Source organism: Pseudomonas bijieensis (genome assembly GCF_013347965.1).
GTDB classification, from domain to species: domain Bacteria; phylum Pseudomonadota; class Gammaproteobacteria; order Pseudomonadales; family Pseudomonadaceae; genus Aquipseudomonas; species Aquipseudomonas bijieensis.
On sequence record NZ_CP048810.1, the window covers coordinates 1 to 17,062 of the forward strand.

At 60.9% G+C, this 17,062-nt stretch carries 16 protein-coding genes and 1 pseudogene; 4 read left to right on the forward strand and 13 right to left on the reverse strand.

The features are described from left to right. Positions 1-73: 73 nt before the first annotated feature. Positions 74-271 (forward strand): annotated as a pseudogene (locus GN234_RS30225) (ATP-binding protein); the annotation flags it as partial. Between the two features lie 224 nt (positions 272-495). Then, a complete protein-coding gene (locus GN234_RS00010; protein WP_176687561.1) occupies positions 496-1,491 on the forward strand; it encodes a lipase family protein in 996 nt (331 codons plus the stop codon). A gap of 187 nt (positions 1,492-1,678) precedes the next feature. Here the strand turns inward: GN234_RS00010 and GN234_RS00015 are convergent, their stop codons facing one another. The 13 genes from GN234_RS00015 to urtA all read right to left on the reverse strand — a co-directional run bounded on the left by GN234_RS00015 (position 1,679) and on the right by urtA (position 14,572). Then, on the reverse strand, positions 1,679-3,499 hold the full coding sequence (locus GN234_RS00015) for a thiamine pyrophosphate-binding protein (RefSeq protein WP_233459501.1): 1,821 nt from the start codon (positions 3,497-3,499) through the stop codon (positions 1,679-1,681). Between the two features lie 80 nt (positions 3,500-3,579). Continuing rightward, positions 3,580-4,326, reverse strand: a complete 747-nt coding sequence (locus GN234_RS00020) for a hypothetical protein (RefSeq protein WP_176687562.1) — start codon at positions 4,324-4,326, stop codon at positions 3,580-3,582. 315 nt (positions 4,327-4,641) lie between these two features. Next, a complete protein-coding gene (locus GN234_RS00025; protein WP_176687563.1) occupies positions 4,642-5,508 on the reverse strand; it encodes an urease accessory protein UreD in 867 nt (288 codons plus the stop codon). Next, positions 5,505-6,164, reverse strand: a complete 660-nt coding sequence (ureG, locus tag GN234_RS00030; protein WP_163858076.1) for an urease accessory protein UreG — start codon at positions 6,162-6,164, stop codon at positions 5,505-5,507. The genes GN234_RS00025 and ureG overlap by 4 nt, the downstream gene beginning before the upstream one ends. Before the next feature lie 25 nt (positions 6,165-6,189). Next, the gene (gene ureC / locus GN234_RS00035) at positions 6,190-7,902 is read right to left on the reverse strand and encodes an urease subunit alpha (RefSeq protein ID WP_134924789.1); all 1,713 of its coding nucleotides are present in this window, start codon (positions 7,900-7,902) and stop codon (positions 6,190-6,192) included. 3 nt (positions 7,903-7,905) lie between these two features. After that, positions 7,906-8,601, reverse strand: coding sequence for an urease subunit beta (locus GN234_RS00040; protein ID WP_116832764.1), 696 nt, complete (start codon positions 8,599-8,601; stop codon positions 7,906-7,908). A 42-nt stretch (positions 8,602-8,643) separates the two neighbouring features. Then, positions 8,644-9,369 (reverse strand): urease accessory protein UreF, encoded by a 726-nt coding sequence (locus tag GN234_RS00045; protein WP_176687564.1) that lies wholly within the window; start codon positions 9,367-9,369, stop codon positions 8,644-8,646. Then, entirely contained in the window at positions 9,366-9,806 is a 441-nt protein-coding gene (ureE, locus tag GN234_RS00050) for an urease accessory protein UreE (RefSeq protein WP_176687565.1), read from the reverse strand. The genes GN234_RS00045 and ureE overlap by 4 nt, the downstream gene beginning before the upstream one ends. A 21-nt stretch (positions 9,807-9,827) precedes the next feature. Continuing rightward, on the reverse strand, positions 9,828-10,517 hold the full coding sequence (urtE, locus tag GN234_RS00055) for an urea ABC transporter ATP-binding subunit UrtE (protein ID WP_116832761.1): 690 nt from the start codon (positions 10,515-10,517) through the stop codon (positions 9,828-9,830). Positions 10,518-10,519: 2 nt separating this feature from the next. After that, positions 10,520-11,257: an urea ABC transporter ATP-binding protein UrtD gene (urtD, locus tag GN234_RS00060; RefSeq protein WP_116832760.1), complete on the reverse strand. Its 738-nt coding sequence runs from the start codon at positions 11,255-11,257 to the stop codon at positions 10,520-10,522. After that, positions 11,254-12,396 carry an urea ABC transporter permease subunit UrtC gene (urtC, locus tag GN234_RS00065; protein WP_163858088.1) on the reverse strand — a complete coding sequence of 381 codons (1,143 nt, stop codon included), beginning with the start codon at positions 12,394-12,396 and terminating at the stop codon, positions 11,254-11,256. The genes urtD and urtC overlap by 4 nt, the downstream gene beginning before the upstream one ends. 1 nt (position 12,397) lies before the next feature. Continuing rightward, positions 12,398-13,300 carry an urea ABC transporter permease subunit UrtB gene (gene urtB / locus GN234_RS00070; RefSeq protein WP_116832758.1) on the reverse strand — a complete coding sequence of 301 codons (903 nt, stop codon included), beginning with the start codon at positions 13,298-13,300 and terminating at the stop codon, positions 12,398-12,400. A gap of 90 nt (positions 13,301-13,390) precedes the next feature. After that, entirely contained in the window at positions 13,391-14,572 is a 1,182-nt protein-coding gene (gene urtA / locus GN234_RS00075; protein ID WP_116832757.1) for an urea ABC transporter substrate-binding protein, read from the reverse strand. Between the two features lie 677 nt (positions 14,573-15,249). Between urtA and GN234_RS00080 the strand changes: the two genes are divergently transcribed. After that, positions 15,250-16,398: a transporter substrate-binding domain-containing protein gene (locus tag GN234_RS00080; protein WP_116832756.1), complete on the forward strand. Its 1,149-nt coding sequence runs from the start codon at positions 15,250-15,252 to the stop codon at positions 16,396-16,398. After that, complete coding sequence (locus GN234_RS00085) at positions 16,395-17,027, forward strand: ANTAR domain-containing response regulator (protein WP_116832755.1); 633 nt, start codon at positions 16,395-16,397, stop codon at positions 17,025-17,027. The genes GN234_RS00080 and GN234_RS00085 overlap by 4 nt, the downstream gene beginning before the upstream one ends. The last annotated feature ends 35 nt before the right edge of the window (positions 17,028-17,062 follow it).

Here is a 17,062-nt window from a genome sequence, read left to right on the forward strand (position 1 = left end):
ATGCATCACGTTCAGCGTCTCCCTCGCTGACGGGCCAGTATTGCGTATCACAGTGGCCGACAACGGCAATGGGATTACGCCTGAGCACATGGCGCGTATCTTTTCCCATGGCTTCACGACGCGCAAAGACGGCCACGGTTTCGGCCTGCACAGCTGCGCGCTGGCCGCGCAGGAAATGGGTGGCAGCTTGACCGTGCGTAGCGACGGGGCCGGGCAGGGCGCGACGTTCGTTCTCGATATTCCCATTGATGTCGCGCAGAGCCAGATGTGAGTCTCGTTTCCCGCTCCAAGTATTTAAAAATGGATCTCCGAAAAGAGGTCCATTTTTTTGGCGGAATCACGGACTGTTCTAATTGCTGCGCAGGCGACCGCGCACCAAGTTGTCGCTTCCAAAACTGCGGCTACACTCGATCTTGCTGGCCAAGACGGATCGACGGCAGCAGTGAGTTTTCGTTGGTCCCGTTGAATTATCTATCTTCGAGACAAGGAGCAGTCATGACTTCGCTAGACTCACTTCAGCAAAGACAAATCAATCTTACCCACGCGTACGTGGTGAACAATGCGGCGCTGTCTTCGCCGGATTGGAAGAACATGAAGAACCCTTCGCCGAACCAGGTCAAAGACAACATTCTTACGCGCCTTAATGGCTCCAAGGTAGGCGGCGGCTATGGCGTAGCCTGGGGGCCCGCCCTGGTCCCGGATGGCGAGCATGTGGCTCACATCACGGTGGTGCTGGTCGGCGGGCAAAACGAAAACGACATCGTCGTGGTGACGAGTGGGACCCTTGCTGATTCCCTCAAGGATCAAATAGATGACCTCGATATTTCTCCAATGGTGCCGTTGCAGAACCTCATCAAGAACTGCCCAGTGCCGGCACACTTGGCGCAGGGGACTGCGGACGGTGTAAAGGCGATACTGGATCAGGTATCGACAATCGGTTTCCAGGGCACACTTTGCGATTTTCTGGCAAAACAGCGCAGTGGTGCGACGATCCGGTTGGTCGGGCATAGCCTCGGCGGTGCCTTGATGTCGGTTCTAGCGCTTTACTTGAAAGATAAATTCTCGAACTTCAATTTCCATTGCGAAACGATTGCTGCGCCAACGGCCGGCGATGGTATTTTTGCGAGCTATTTCAATCAGCAGATGGCCGGCAATGCGCTACGTATCTACAACACGCTGGATGTCGTTCCGATGGCATGGTGCGCAACCTCTCTCGATTTCTCCTTGACGCTCTATGAGCCTACCAACGTCATCGATGAAAAAATGAAGGAAATGGTTTGCTCCAAAATCGATACCGTTACCCGTAATAACTTGAACTACACGCAATGGGGCATGGGCGGTGCAAACATGGAGCTGCGGCTCTGTGGGAAACCTCAATCTCCGTGCCCAAGCTATGAAGCGCAATCCGGCTATCAGCACATCTACGAATACATTACGCTGCTGGGGTTGCAACTTGGTGATATCCCGATGCCGCCGCCGTCTGGCAGCTAGCGCACAGTCTCATCGATCAGGTGTTCGAGTTGCAGTTACCGGCATTCGTTCGGGAAATCACACAGCTGCAACTCGCTTATTCGCAGCGCTAATTTCATCCGGGTCGTTCATGACGCGCGCCTCATCATTATTTTCCACATTCGCAATTCTGGACTTGTTTTTGAAGGGTACTGTGGCTACTGGCTCCTCAGGGCATGATGGGTAGCTCAATGAGATTCGGGCAGCCTGAGCGAATACCTTCTTCGACAGCTCCCGCAATATCGCCAGCGCGCTCGATCCTGCGGGAAGGGATCCCCAGGGAAGAGGCGAGGGCCAGGAAATCGATCGCCGGGTCGCAGAGGTCCATGCCGATGAACTGGTGAGTGCTTGCACTTAGATAGTGCGCCTGGCTACGAGCGTAGTTCTTCAAAATGTTGTACTCGCCATTGTTCATGACAACGAACGTGACCGGCAGCCGCTCATGCGCCGCCGTCCAGAGTGCTTGCGGTGAGTACATTGCCGAGCCATCACCGACCAGACAGACTACCGGGCTGCGGTCCAGGCCAAGTGACGTACCGACAGCCGCCGGCATGCCCCAGCCCAGGATGGCGCTGCGGGTAAAAAGATACTGGCGGGCCGAATGGGAATCCAGGCAGGCACGGACATGAGGAATCGTGGCGGGTGCTTCGTCGACGATCCAGACGTCCGGCCCGATAGCCCGGATAACCTCGTGGGCAGCCACGAAAGGCGTTGTCACCGGAGTGTTGAATTCGCGGCTGAGGCGAGCGACGACATCGGCACGACGTGTATCGCGTTCCTGGCCCGCGACGTTTCGCAGCGTCGCGATTGCCTCGCTGTGTGGGGCCAATTTCTTGTCCAGTATCGGCAACAGCGCTTGCAAGGAAAGTCTTAAATCCCCGATCAGCCCTAGCGCTGTCTCATGGACCCTACCTAGTTGGTGCCCATCGCCGGTCAATTGGATAAGGCGACAGTGAGATGGAATAGCGGGGCCCTGGGAATATTGATAGCTGATCAACGAATGGCCGCCGAGCAGGAAGACCGCGTCGAAGTCAGCGAACGTCTCCCTGATATCGGAAGCCTTCGCAGGCAGCGTTCCCCGCCACTGCGGATGCGCCGTCGGGAACGGAATATGCCCGGGCCAGGATGGCCCGTAGACCGGCGCGCCGAGTGCTTCGGCGAGCATCACGGCTTCAACTTCCGCGCTCGACTGGATCACTTCTTCTCCAACGATAATCGCCAGATAGCCGGGGGTAATTGTCGCTAAGGCAGTGGCCAATTCCTCAATCATCCCGGTCACGGCACCGCGCTCGATTCGCGATGGCGGGCCGGCCGTTACATCCGTGTGTTGCTCCATCACGTTAATCGGCAGGGAAAGGAAAACCGGGCCCGCCGGCCCCGTGCGACAGTCCTGAAACGCACGACGCAGCAACATCGGGATGTGTTCGGGATGATGAATTTCCTCCGCCCATTTGACGCTCGGTCTGGCGAGAGCGACGAGGTCTCCGTGGAGCAGCGGGTCGGTCACGCCATGTCGGGTGTCTTGTTGGCCCGCCGTGACGACAAGCGGCGTATTCGCCATCTTCGCGTTGAGAATTGCGCCCATTGCATTGCCGAGTCCACCGGCCGTATGGAGGTTGACGAAGCCGGGGCGACCGGATGCCTGCGCATAACCGTCGGCCATCGCTACGACTGAGGCCTCTTGGAGGCCGAGGATGTATTGGATGTCTGGGGCGCCGGAGAGGGCGTCGAGCAAAGCCAGTTCGGTTGTTCCCGGATTGCCGAAGACGTGGCGTACACCTTCGCTGCGAAGCACTTCTACGAACAGGTCCGCGCCGCGTTGCCCGCGGCTGTTGGAAAAAACATTGGAACCTAAAGGCATGGCGCAGAACCTCATCTGGTCTGGAAGCTTTAATTTAGCCGGCTTGCTGTGGTGACTGTCGTGCGGCAACCGGATTGCCCGAGCCATGGTGATATCTAACGAAGACAGCTTGGTTGCCTGATTGTGCAAAGTATCAACCGTTGGTCGGTTCTGTCTCTTGGCGCCTGTCTCTCCATTAGGCCGACCTCGTTGTATATCCAAGAGCTTATTTAATTTGCGCCCGATCTTTCCAGTAACTGGCTCCGGACCGAACCGTTACCCGTGGCCTTCAAAATCGCATTGCACAAGGCCCGGGCGACAGGTGCGTAACTGGTCTGGCTGGGCTGTGCGGTTTCGGGAGCTGCGGTGGGATTGATCAGGTGCACCGCGATCTGTCCTGGCAGCCATGAGACGAGTGGCCAACGGGTGCGATAGGCAGGTTTAGGCCGGGTATCTCCGGTGTTCGGAGCAAAATCGCAGGATGTCACAAACGCTATCCCTATCAGGCAAGCGCCTATGAGCTGCGAGCGCACGCGACCAGGATTTTTCAAGAAACCCATGTCCGCGACAACGACCGCGTCATGAATGATCAAGCGGCCTTCGTCGCTCACCTCGATATCGAGAACGACCGCCATGCAGGTCTGCGCGTCATAGTGGGCAGCGATGCCTTGCGCCCGACCATGTCTTGGGGGCTTGCCCCAATGAGCTTTCTCTGCCGCTTCGGTGATGACGCTCCGCATTCGATGGCCATCGACGCTTGATAAGTGCCGAGTGCCGTCGTTCACCGTCGATGCCGGATCAATCAGCGAAAGCAGGTAGTCCCGGTGATCCAGCTTGCAGGCTCGCACCTGCGCGGCCATGAATCGCTGTTCGGCGAACAGGCGCAGCAACAGGCCTTTTCTGTCCAGGTTGCTGTCGAGCGTCGATTGCCAAGTGAATGGATCAAGAGTACTGACGTGCGCATCAGGATGGCTCATTGCGTTTCTCCTTCCGGCTGATGGCAAGAGGTCCAGCTAAAGTGATGTGTCCTTGGTGCCCGTAACGCTGGCACCGTAAGTGCAGTCATTGGGGGATACTTTAGTGAGAAGGATCTGACGTCAGAGTGACCGGAGGCTGACAGGAACATGTCAGGTTTTCATGGTGTCACTCCGTCACCAGTAATGGGTCGGCTCGCAGGCCTGAAGGTCAACCGCTGGCCCGCGTGACTGCGAATCATGCTGCCTCGGGTTTCTCTCCAGGCACATCTGTCGGGTCTGGAATCCCTCGGCACCCAACGAGGGGCTTCGATGCGATCATTTGCGTCGCGGCCTTGGTGCAGCGCCGAACAGTTGTTCACGGACGCAGGACCAGGCGCAGTGCAGCCCTGTGCGCAATGCCACTGCATCGAGGGTCATGAGGCGCAAGCTGACCCCGCAATCGTTGGGCAGCGCGCTGACGCCCACGTAGCTGTCGGGCAGGCTGCTCAGGGCATCGCGCAGGCGTTGCTTGAGGGCGTCGACCGGTAGGTCATGCCCCACCAGCATGAAGGTCGCCAGCGCCTGCATGCCTTCGCTGACCCCTGGTAATCGACGGCGCATGTCCTCTCCGGTCAGCGCCAGGTGATCACCTGCCAACAGCCGGCCGTTGTGGCTGCGCACTTGCAGGTCGGCGCGATAGGCGTCGAATACCCCTGTGTTGCCTTCAGGCGCATGCAGGCAGAACGCATCGCAAAGCATCACCCTGGCCGCGGGGTGCAGGATCACCTCGACCCGGCTGTGCAGCCTGGCGTGGGGAAACAGGATCGTCGCCATTGGCAGGTATTCGAGCAAGGCGCCGCTCTTGGCTTCCAGGCTGACCACCTGCTGCGCTGGCTGTTCGAGCATGCTGTGTGCGACGGTGGCCGCACCGGTGCTGACGTGTGCCTGGCTACCGGGTTCAGCCCGCACCTGCACGTGCAGGTGTTCCCCCGCGAAGATGCCCCCCGAACAGGACTGCAGGTACACCGCTGCCATGCCTGGCGGGTCGTCGGGCAGTTTGAGCGTGCGTCCCAGATGAAACGGGTAGCCCACCTGCTGCGCAGAAATGTAGCTGTCGCCATTCGGGGTTTGGCTGAAGGTAATTCGCGCCTGTGGCTCGACGGATTCGGTCAAGGGACGAAACAGCGTCTGAGGCGCGTTCATGGGCAATCGAACAGCACGGCGCGGCTGATGGCGTCGACCACCGCATCGACGCCTGCGCCCGTGGCGCAGTTGGTGAACAGCACCGGCTTTGCGCCGCGGGCCTCGGCGGATTCACGACGCATGCGTGCCAGATCGACCCCGACGTAGGGCGCCAGATCGTACTTGTTGACGACGAGCAGGTCGCAACTCAGAACTCCCGGCCCTCGTTTTCGCGGAATGTCGTCGCCCCCTGCAACGTCGATGACGAAGATCCAGTAATCCACCAGGTCCAGGGAAAAGGTCGACGCCAGGTTGTCGCCGCCGGATTCGATCAGGATCAGGTCCAGGCGCTGGAAACGCGCTTCGAGCTCGTCCGCCATCTGCAGGTTCAGCGTCGGGTCTTCGCGGATCGCCGTGTGCGGGCATGCGCCGGTTTCCACCGCGCGTACTCGCTCCGGGTCGATCAGGCCGCTGCGTCTGACTCGCTCGGCATCCTCGCGGGTCGCCAGGTCGTTGGTGATCACCGCAAGCTCCGTGCCTCGGGCAATAAAACGCGGGATCAGCTGTTCCAGCAGGCGGGTCTTGCCCGAACCGACCGGCCCCCCGATACCCACCCGTGCAGCACCGGGATGGGGGACGGGCTCGGCGAGCGGTTGTGCATTGAGTCGGGTATTCATCATCGGGCTCCTTGTACCTTAGGGTTCAGCGCAGCATGTAGCGCTGGGCCAGCGGGACTTCGCTGACCGGCTCACAGGTCAGGCGTTCGCCATCGGCGTATACGTCGAATGTCTGCGGATCGACACGGATGTCGGGGCAGGCGTCGTTATGCAACATGTCGGATTTGCGCAAGGTGCGGGTGCCGATGGCAGGCAGCAGGGCTTTTTTGAGGCCCAGTTTCGCTGCCGTGTCGGACTCCACGGCCAGACGATTGACGAAATTCACCGACAGAGCCTGCTTGGCCTCACCGAACGCACCCCATTGAGGGCGCATCACCAATGGCTCGCAGGTATAGAGCGATGCGGCCGAATCCCCCATCACGCCATGCACGATGAAACCACCCTTGACCACCAGTTCCGGCTTGATCCCGAAGAACGCCGGGCGCCATAGCACCAGATCGGCGATCTTGCCCGGCTCCAGCGAGCCAATGTAGCGGTCAATGCCGAACACCCGTGCCGCGTTGATGGTGTACTTGGCGATGTAGCGTTTGATCCGTTCGTTGTCGCCCAGCGCGGTGCTTTCTTCAGGCAGGCGGCCGCGCTGGTCCTTCATCTTCGAGGCCAGTTGCCAGGTGCGGCAGATGACTTCATTGATCCGGCCCATGCCCTGGCTGTCCGAGCCGAGGATCGAGATCGCCCCGGTGTCATGCAGGATGTCCTCGGCGGCGATGGTTTGCGGGCGCACCCGCGATTCGGCGAAGGCGACGTCTTCCGGCACATCGGGATTGAGGTGATGACAAACCATGATCATGTCCAGGTGCTCGTCGAACGTGTTCACGGTGTAGGGGTTGGTCGGGTTGGTGGAGGAGGGGATGCAGTTGGCCTTGCCGGCCACGCTGATGATATCTGGCGCATGCCCACCCCCCGCACCCTCGGTGTGATACATGTGAATGGTGCGATCGCCGATGGCCGCCAGGGTGTCTTCCAGAAACCCTGATTCATTGAGGGTGTCGGTGTGCAGCTGCACCTGGAAATCGTATTCGTCGGCGACCTTCAGGCAGGTGTCGATCACTGCCGGCATCGCGCCCCAGTCTTCGTGGATCTTCAATCCCAGGCAGCCACCGCGCAGTTGCCCGAGCAACGATTCGGGTTTGCTGGAATTGCCGCGTCCCAGAAAACCGAAGTTGATCGGCCACGCTTCGCAGGCTTGCAGCATCTTGCCCACGTTCCATTCGCCGCCGCAGTCGATGCCCACCGTGATCGGGCCCAGCGAGCCGCCGATCAGGGTAGTCAGCCCTGCCGCCAGGGCGTGTTCGCACAGTTGCGCCGAGTCGAAATGCACATGCACATCGATGCCACCGGGGGTGACGATCAGACCTTCGGCGTCGCGCACGGTGGTCGCCACGCCGCAGATCAGTTGCGGGTGCACGCCGTCCATGACCTGCGGATTGCCGGCCTTGCCGATGGCGACGATCTTGCCGTCCTTGATGCCGATGTCGCCTTTGACGATGCCGATCACCGGATCGATGATCAGCGCATTGCAGATCAGCATGTCCAGTGCCCCGTCGTCGCTGTCGTGACCCGGCATCAGGCCCATGCCATCGCGCAGGGTCTTGCCGCCGCCGTGCAGGCATTCGTCGCCCGGCACCGAGTGATCGAACTCGACCTCGGCCAGCAGCGAGGTGTCGCCCAGACGCACGGCATCGCCAACGGTGGGGCCGTACATCGCGGCGTATTCCTTGCGGGTCATCGTTGCCATGGTTCAGGCCCCCTTGAAGTGTTGAGCACGCGCGCGGTCCAGCGCTGCGGCCTTGCAGGCCGGATCGTGCAGGTTGCCATTGGTCAGGCCGCTGAAGCCGTGGATGTCGCCGCTGCCGCCAAACTGCACCAGTTGCACCTCGCGCAACTCGCCGGGCTCGAAACGCACGGCAGTCCCGGCCGGGATATCCAGATGCATGCCGAAGGCGATTTCCCTGGGGAAATCCAGCGCTTTGTTGACCTCGAAAAAGTGATAGTGGCTGCCAATCTGCACCGGGCGGTCGCCGGTGTTGATTGCGCGCAGGGTGGCTGTGGGCCGGCCGCTGCTCAGCTGAATGTCGCCCTCTGGCGAGATGATCTCCCCCGGGGTTGGCATGATCGCCAGCGCCAGTCGGCCGGGACGGATCGGCTGGTGCACGGTGACCAGCTTGGTGCCGTCGGGAAACGTACCTTCCACTTGCAGCACCGGCAGCAGGTCGGCGACACCGGGCATCACGTCGTCGGTGGTAAGGAGGGTCGAGCCGAAGCCGATCAGCTCGGCGACGCTACGACCTTCACGCGCGCCTTCGAGAATCTCGTCGGCGATCAGGGCGCTGGCTTCCGGAAAGTTCAGGCGCAGGCCCTTGGCGCGGCGTTTGCGCGATAGCTCGGCGGCGGTGTACAGCGTCAGCCGTTCGAGTTCTGTCGGGGTCAGCAGCATGTTCAAGCTCCTGTGTTGACGGCAGGCACAGAGCCCATCACCTCAATTGGCAAAAAGTCGGAGTTCCTGGGTTTCGTGACGCATCACGGCGATCTCTGCCATGGGGGTAAAACCGCAGGCGTCTTCAAGCTCGGGCACGGGCCAGGTGAGGATGTCCAGCAGCAGAGGCTGGATAGTGGTCAGCACCCTTTGCGCATCCAGATGGCCCATGACGCCCAGGCGTACGGCGGCACTGACCAGCCCCGTGCACAGCCCGTGAGCGGCGGCGAGTTGGCAGTGGTCGTGGTCCATGCCCAGGCGTTGCCAGAGCAACCCTTGCACCACGGCCAGATGCCCCGGTGCGTCGCCCGCCAGTACACACTGCTGGTAGGCCTCGGCGCCTGGTGTACCCATGGCCACATGCACACCCAGCAGTGACTGACCCACACGGCGCGAGCCCAGGCGCAGTTCCTCGGCCAGGGTCAAGGCTTCGACCTGTGCATCCAGCGCACATAACCCCTGAGTGTCGGTGGCCGCGTACCAGGCTGCGGACAGGAACGCCCGGTCGAAACCGGCCCATCGGTGACGCAGCTGTCCCTCGACGAATCCGCTGACCTGAGCACTGCGATCCCGATACACGCCCCGTTGGCGACGAGGGGCCGAGATCTCTGCACCCAGACGACCATCGGCCACCAGCGTCTCCAGTCCCCATGACCAGGCCACCGCGCCCCCTGGGAAAAAGCTGTCGGCCTGTTGCAGCGCCAACAGGCTGCTGTGTAGCGGACTCATGAACGCGACACCCGGCCGTCGGCCAACATCGGTGCCAGGCGCTCCAGGTAGTCCGCTTGCGGGCCATGTAGCGGGATCTGTAGCTGATCACCGGCGAAACGCACTTTCCAGTGCATGTTCCCTGCGAAATACCCCAGTTCCAGCGCTGCGCCAGCATCGCGAGGGCGCAGCGTCAGGTACTGCTGGTCCAGCATCTGCACGACGATGGCGCGCTCACCGTCGAGCATCAGCACCGAGCCGTTGCGCAACTGTTGATGGCGCTCAAGACGAATGGCGCAGTCAGTGCCACGGTCACTGGCCAGGCGCAGGCGATGACGCTGGATGTCGCTGGCCGAAAGGCTCAGGGTTTCGACCTGGCCGTTGTGGTCCAGGTCGTGCAGCCGCTCGGCGAGAGCAGGGTCGCTGGCCTGGCCGACGATGCGATCGAGTATCAACATGGCGTGGTCTCCAGTGCCGAATCAGATGGTCAGGTAGCGCAGGATGCGCTCGCGGTCCATGGTTTCACGGACCTCGCTGTGAACGAACTCGCCTTTCTCGATGATCAGGTAACGGTCGGCCACCGCCATGGCGAACGACAGCACCTGCTCGGAGACGATCAAGGAAAACCCTCGCTCTTTTTTCAGCAGGTTCAGGGCCCGGGCGATGTCCTTGATGATCGACGGCTGGATGCCCTCGGTGGGCTCGTCGAGGATCAGCACCTTGGGGTTGGAAACCAGCGCGCGGGCGATGGCGAGCTGTTGCTGCTGGCCACCGGACAGGTTGCCGCCCTTGCGTCGGCGCATCTCGAACAAGACCGGGAAATACTCGTAGATGTAGTCGGGGATCGGCGCGGCCGGTGCGCTCTGCATGCCGGTCAGAATGTTCTCTTCGACGCTTAGGTAAGGAAAAATCATCCGGCCCTGAGGCACAAAGCCGACGCCTGCCGCGACCCGGTCGTAACTCTTGCGCCCGGTCAGTTCTTCGCCCGCCAGTTTGATGCTGCCACTGCGCGCGGGGAGCATGCCCACCAGGCTCTTGAGCAGGGTGGTCTTGCCCATGCCATTGCGTCCCATGATCGCCAGGGATTCGGCGGGCGCCAGATTCAGGTCCAGATTGCGCAGCACGTGGCTGTCGCCGTAATACACGTTGAGGTTATTGACGGTCAGCATGCTCAGTGCCCCAGGTAGACGTCGATGACGCGAGGATCGTTTTGCACCTGATCCATCGAGCCGTAGGCCAGGGTCTTGCCCTGATGCAGAACGGTGACTTTGTCGGCCACCGATTTCACGAATTCCATGTCGTGCTCGATGATGACCATGGCGCGGCCCTTGGCGATCTGTTTGAGCAAGCCTGCGGTTTTTTCCCGTTCGCCCGCGCTCATGCCCGCCACCGGCTCATCGAGCAACAGCAGCTCGGGGCGTTGCATCAGCAGCATGCCGATTTCCAGCCATTGCTTCTGGCCGTGGGACAGCAGCCCGGCCTTGCGGCCCAGTTGGTCGTGCAGAAAGATCATCTCGGCGATGTGTTCGATTTCAGCCTGCAAAGCCTTGTCCTTGCGGGCGAACAGGCAGTTGAAGATGCCGCGCTTGTCCGGTGAGGAGATGTCCAGGTTCTCGCGCACGGTCAGGTCTTCGTACACCGAGGGGTTCTGGAATTTGCGACCGACCCCGGCGCGAGTGATCTGGTACTCGATCATGTTGGCCAGTTGCAGATCCTTGAACCGGATGCTCCCGGCACTGGGGCGGGTCTTGCCGCAGATCATGTCCAGCAGCGTGGTCTTGCCGGCGCCGTTGGGCCCGATAACCACATGCACCTGATTTTCCTCGACGTAGAAGTTGAGGCTGTCCACGGCTTTGAAGCCATCGAATGACACGGTCAGGTCTTCGACACTCAGTATCATCGCGCTCACGACTGCACCTCCTTGTTGCTTAGGCGTTGCAGCAGCCCGGCCAGCCCCGACGGCAGGAACAGCACCACGCCCATGAACAGAAAGCCGATGAAGTACTGCCAGAAGTTGACGAAGTTTTCCGACAGGTAGGTCTTCGCCACGCCGATCAGCAACGTGCCGTAAACCGCGCCCACCAGCGACAGACGCCCGCCCAAGGCTGCGTAGATGACGATTTCGGTGGACGGGATAATGCCCACCAGAGAAGGGGAGGCGAGGCCGACCTGGAGTGTGAACATCACCCCGCCCAGGGCCGAAATCAGTGCCGCGACGGCGAAGATGAACGCCTTGAACAGAGCCGTGTTGTAGCCGGAAAAGCGCACCCGGTCTTCCCGGTCGCGAATGGCGACCACCACTTTGCCCAGCCGGCTGCGCAGAATGAACCCGCACAGCGCCACGCAGCCAAGCAACAGCAGGGTGGTGATGAGGTACAGGATCCAGGGCGTTTGCGGGGCTTGCAGGCTCAGGCCGAAGGCGGTCTTGAAGTCGGTCAGGCCGTTGACGCCGCCGGTGTAGCCTTGCTGGCCGATGATCATGATCGACATGATCGCCGCCAGGGACAGGGTGATGATCGAGAAGTACACGCCGCCCACACGCTTTTTGAAGTACGCGTAGCTGAACGCAAACGCCAGCAGGGGCGGGATGATCAGGATCGCGGCGATGGTGAAGGTCGCCGATTCGAACGGTTTCCACCACCAGGGCAAGGCATCGACGCTGTTCCAGATCATGAAGTCGGGCAGGGCCGAGCCATAGAAAGCAGCCAAGGCGCTGGCCGCTTCATCAGTGGCGGTCGCTTCCAGCTTCAGGTACATGGCCATCATGTAACTGCCCAGGCCGAAGAAGATGCCCTGGCCCAGGCTGAGAATCCCGCCGTAGCCCCAGATCAGCACCATGCCCAATGCACAGAACGCCAGGCTCAGGTATTTGCCCGCCAGCCCCAGGCGAAAATCCCCCAGGCTCAAAGGCAAAATGACCAGTAACAGGATCGACAGCCAGACCAGGCCATGTCGTTCGATCAGGGGCAACCAGCCCGCGCTGAGCATGCGCGATCCACGGGAGGGCGCCTGTGGCCGGATAAGCGGCTTTTCAGTCATGTCATTCATCTCAGCGTCTCACTTTCGCGGCAAACAGGCCGTTGGGGCGGAAGAACAGCAACACAATCACCACCATCAGGGTGATCGCCTTGGCCATGGAACCAGTGGTCAGGTACTCCAGCGAGATCTGCGTCTGGCCGATGGCAAAGGCGGAAAGAAAAGTCCCTAGCAGGCTTTCGACGCCGCCGAACACCACCACGATGAACGTGTCCACCAGGTACTGCTGGCCGCTTACGGGGCCTGTTGAGGCGAGCATGGTGAACGAGCTGCCGGCAATCCCCGCGAGGCCGCAACTCAGAGCGAATGTGACGGCGTCAACGCGGGCGGTGTTGATCCCGGCGGCACCGGCCATGGCGCGGTTCTGGGTGACGGCACGGATGCGCAGCCCCCAACGGCTGCGATACAGGAACAGAAACACGGCACCGGCAATGACCAACGTCAGGCCTATGATGAAAATCCGGTTGAGGGGCAACTCCAGTCCCTCACTGATCTTCCAGGCGCCTTGCAGCCACTCCACGGTCGGCACGCTGACTTCCTTGGGGCCGAATACCTGACGAAACACTTGCTGCAGCACCAGCGACAGGCCCCAGGTGGCGAGCAAGGTATCCAGCGGGCGGTTGTACATGAAGCGGATGAAGCAACGTTCAAGCAGGAAACCGAAGGCAAAGGTCACCACGAAGGCGACACCAATGCCGATGATGAAGTACCAGCCCATGAACTCGGGGAAATAGCGCTGGAACACCAGCGATGTGACGTAGGTCATGTATGACCCCATCGCCATCAGCTCGCCGTGGGCCATGTTGATCACGCCCATCAGGCCGAAGGCGATGGTCAGTCCCAGCGCCATCAGCACCAGCACCGAGAACAGCGAGAATCCGCTGAACACCTGCATTATCAAAATATCGAGAGTCATTGCGTCGCTACCTGTCGCTGCTCATGGGCGGACCGATTTCAGGAACCCTGGGTGGCCGCTGGCGCGAGGTGATTCGCGCCGGGCCTCGCTTCACAGTTTCGGGAATGGGTTGGGCTCGATCGGCGCGGACTCGTAGATCACATCGACCTGGCCCTGGGCGTTGATGGTGCCGATGCGCGCACGCTTCCACAGGTGGTGGTTGTCCTTGTGCACCTTGATCTCGCCTTCAGGCGCATCGAGGGTCAGTTCCGAAGAGGCAGCGATGACGGCCGGGACGTCGAAGCTGTTGGCTTTCTCCACGGCTTTCTTCCACAGGTACACCGCGGTGTAGGCCGCCGCCATCGGATCGCCCACCACGCGTTTTTCGCCATACCGGGCCTTGAATGCCGCGACGAATTTTTCGTTGACCGGATTTTTCAGGCTCTGGAAGTAGCTCATGCAGGTCAGAAAGCCGGTGAGGTTTTCGGCGCCGATGCCGGTGACTTCTTCCTCGGTGACAGCCAGGGCCATCAGCGTCTGGTTACTGCTGTCGATGCCCGCGGCCTTGAGCTGTTTGTAGAACGCCACGTTGGAGCCGCCGACGATGGTCGACAGGACGATATCGGGCTTGGCGGCCTTGATTTTGTTGATCACCGAGGAGAACTCGATGTTGCCCAGGGGCAGGTAGTCCTCACCGACGATCGAGCCGCCCTGCTTGTTCACCGACGCGCGGGCGAGCTTGTTGGTGGTGCGCGGCCAGATGTAGTCGGAGCCCACCAGATAGACGCTCTTGCCCTTGTTGGCCATCAACCAGCTGACAGCGGCCAGCGTCTGCTGCGAGGCTTCGGCGCCGGTGTAGATGATGGCCGGGGATTTCTCCAGACCCTCGTAGAACGTCGGGTAGTACAGCAGGCCCTTGTTACGCTCGAACACCGGCAGCACGGCTTTGCGCGAGGCCGAGGTGAAGGCGCCAAACGTGACCACCACGTGATCGTTTTCCAGGAGCTTGCGCGCTTTTTCGGCGAAGGTCGGCCAATCGCTGGCGCCATCTTCGACGATCGGTTCAATGGTCTTGCCCAGTACACCGCCGCTGGCGTTGATTTCGTCGATGGCGAGTTTTTCCGCATCCACCACCGAGGCCTCACTCATGGCCATGGTGCCGGTGAGCGAATGGATGATCCCCACTTTGACGGTCTCTGCCGCCTGGACCTGGCTGGCCAGGGAAAACGGCAACAGGCTGAAGGCCCCCAGTAATAGGGCATGCTTGATCAAACGGCGTTTGTCGTTGTGCATTTCATTTCTCCCCAGGAATAAAAAAAGCCCGACGTCCCGGTTAAACGAATAATCGGGAGGTCAGGCTTCTTGTGCCGAATCTGGCGGGACAACTGTGTCCGATCCAGTCGTACGCCAAGTGTCTCCCTACTTGCCAAGTGGGCGTAGGGCAGACAGCCGGCGCGATGTCTCGGGAGAGTATTTGCAAGGTCGGTGCCAATTGCCGATGAGGGCACAATCAGGGGCCATCGGGCACAACGGTCGGTATTCACTGCATCTATTGCAAGCTTGACGGGCCTTGCGCCGGTTTGGCGCAAGGGGCCTGGTTGCGCACCAAAAGCGTGAAGGTTTCATCGGTGCTGTGCGAGCAGCATTGCCCTACCGACGGTCAGCGCACCCTATGCGTGGCTCAGCGATCAGGCCGCTGGAAGGGGAGTGGCCCGCAATCTGCATGAGGACACGGCACTACCCTCGCAGGGTCCCTTGTCACACGCCCGTTCCCGGCAGGTGTGGAAGGTCCCTCGCATGGCCGGCCCCGACAGCGCAGTCGCACCGGTTTCAGGCACAAGCCGCCTGAGAGCAGCCGTTGAATCCACGGCCACCGCTCACCGATTCTTTGCACAATGACTCTTTGCAGATGGCCCGCCTCCCTGACGGACGCCAGGCGTCTGATATCACGTTGAACAAGGTTGATAGGCATGGTTGACCAGGCGATCCGCATAGGCGGTCTGTTTTCCGACACTGGCGTCACGGCAGCCGCCGAGCGCTCGACAATGCGCGGTGCGCAATTCGCGATCGAGCAGATCAACGCGGCCGGTGGCGTAGGGGGGCGGCCTCTGGAGCTGGTCACCCGCAACCCCGATTCGACCCCCGCGTTGTATGCCATGCATGTCGAGTCGTTGATCCGTGAGGAAAACCTGCGGTTCTTCTTCGGCTGCTATACCTCTGCTGCGCGTAAGGCTGCGTTGCCGATCGTGGAGCGCTACGACGCGTTGTTGATGTACCCGGTGTACTACGAAGGTTTCGAGTACTCGCGCAACATCATCTACACCGGCGCGACACCCAATCACAACGCGGTGCCACTGGGCAATTACATGCTCGACAACTTCGGCAACCGTGTGTTGATGATTGGCTCCGAGTACGTCTATCCCTACGAAACCAATCGGCTGATGAGCGACCTTCTGTATGAGCGCGGTGGCACCAAGCTGGGTGAATATTACCTGCCGCTCAAGAATGCCCGGCCCGAGGATTTCGCCAAGCTGATGGTCAAGGCCAGGGAGCTCAAGCCGTCGTTCATTTTCTCCACGGTTGTGGGCGAGACCATGGCGCACTTGTATCAGGCCTATGCCGATGCCGGTTTCGATCCGGCCGTGATGCCCATCGCCAGCCTGACCACCAGCGAGACCGACATCAAGCAGATGGGGGTTCACCTGGGGGCAGGGCACATTTCGGCAGCGACCTATTTTCAGTCGGTGGACACTGCGATCAACCGCCAGTGCATCGCGCAATACCGTGCGCTGTTCGGTCAGGAGCAGGTCACCGACCGATGCTGGGAGGCTGCTTATTTTCAGGTGCACCTGCTGGCCAAGGCGATTCTCAGTGCGGGCAGTACCAACGTCGATGACGTGCTGCAAGCCATGCGCGGTCTCGAATTCGAGGCGCCTCAAGGGCGCGTCAGGGTCGATGCGCACAACCATCACACCTACCTTTTTTCGCGCATCGGGCGGGCCAATGCCCAGGGTCAGTTCGACATTCTTTATGAAAGCCAGAACGCCCTCAAACCCGATCCATACGCCATCGCGCCGCGCCTGAACGACTGGTCGAGCGGCACCGGGAGGCCGCTATGACCTTGCGCGCGGCAAAGAAACGGCAACGCAGTGACAGCAGCGCGGGGATCAAGGACCTGCGCGACATCAGTGTGCTGGTGGTGCACCCGGATGATGACGATGGCCGCAATCTGATCGCGCAACTGCAGCGCATCGGCTGTCAGGTGCGTGTGCAGTGGCCGATTCCCGAGCGGCTCAACACCGAGGTGGACGTGATCGTGCTTGCCGTTTCCCCCGAAAGTCTTTCGACCAACACACCCTGGCTGCTGCACGCCAGCACAGCGCCGATCATTCCGGTGATCGCCTACGAAAACCCGATCATTGTCGAGGCGTTGGTGCAGCTCAACGCCTGCTCGGTGATCCCGTCGCCAGTTCGCTCGTTCGGACTGCTCACGGCGTTGGCGCTGACCTTGAGTCAATCGCGCAAGGCCCGTGAGCGCGAAAAACACGTCAAGCGACTGGAAGGGCGGATGGCCGTGATGCGCACGGTGCAGCAGGCCAAGATCATCCTGATCGAAACCAAGGGTATGTCGGAAATCGACGCTTACAACGCCCTGCGCGATCAGGCGATGGCCAAACGCGAACCGGTGGAGAAGATCGCCGAAGCATTGGTGAAAGCCCACGAGCTGTTTCAACAAGCCTGTTCCTGAGCGTCCGGCCCCACGGGCCTGACCCTCTTCTGCAC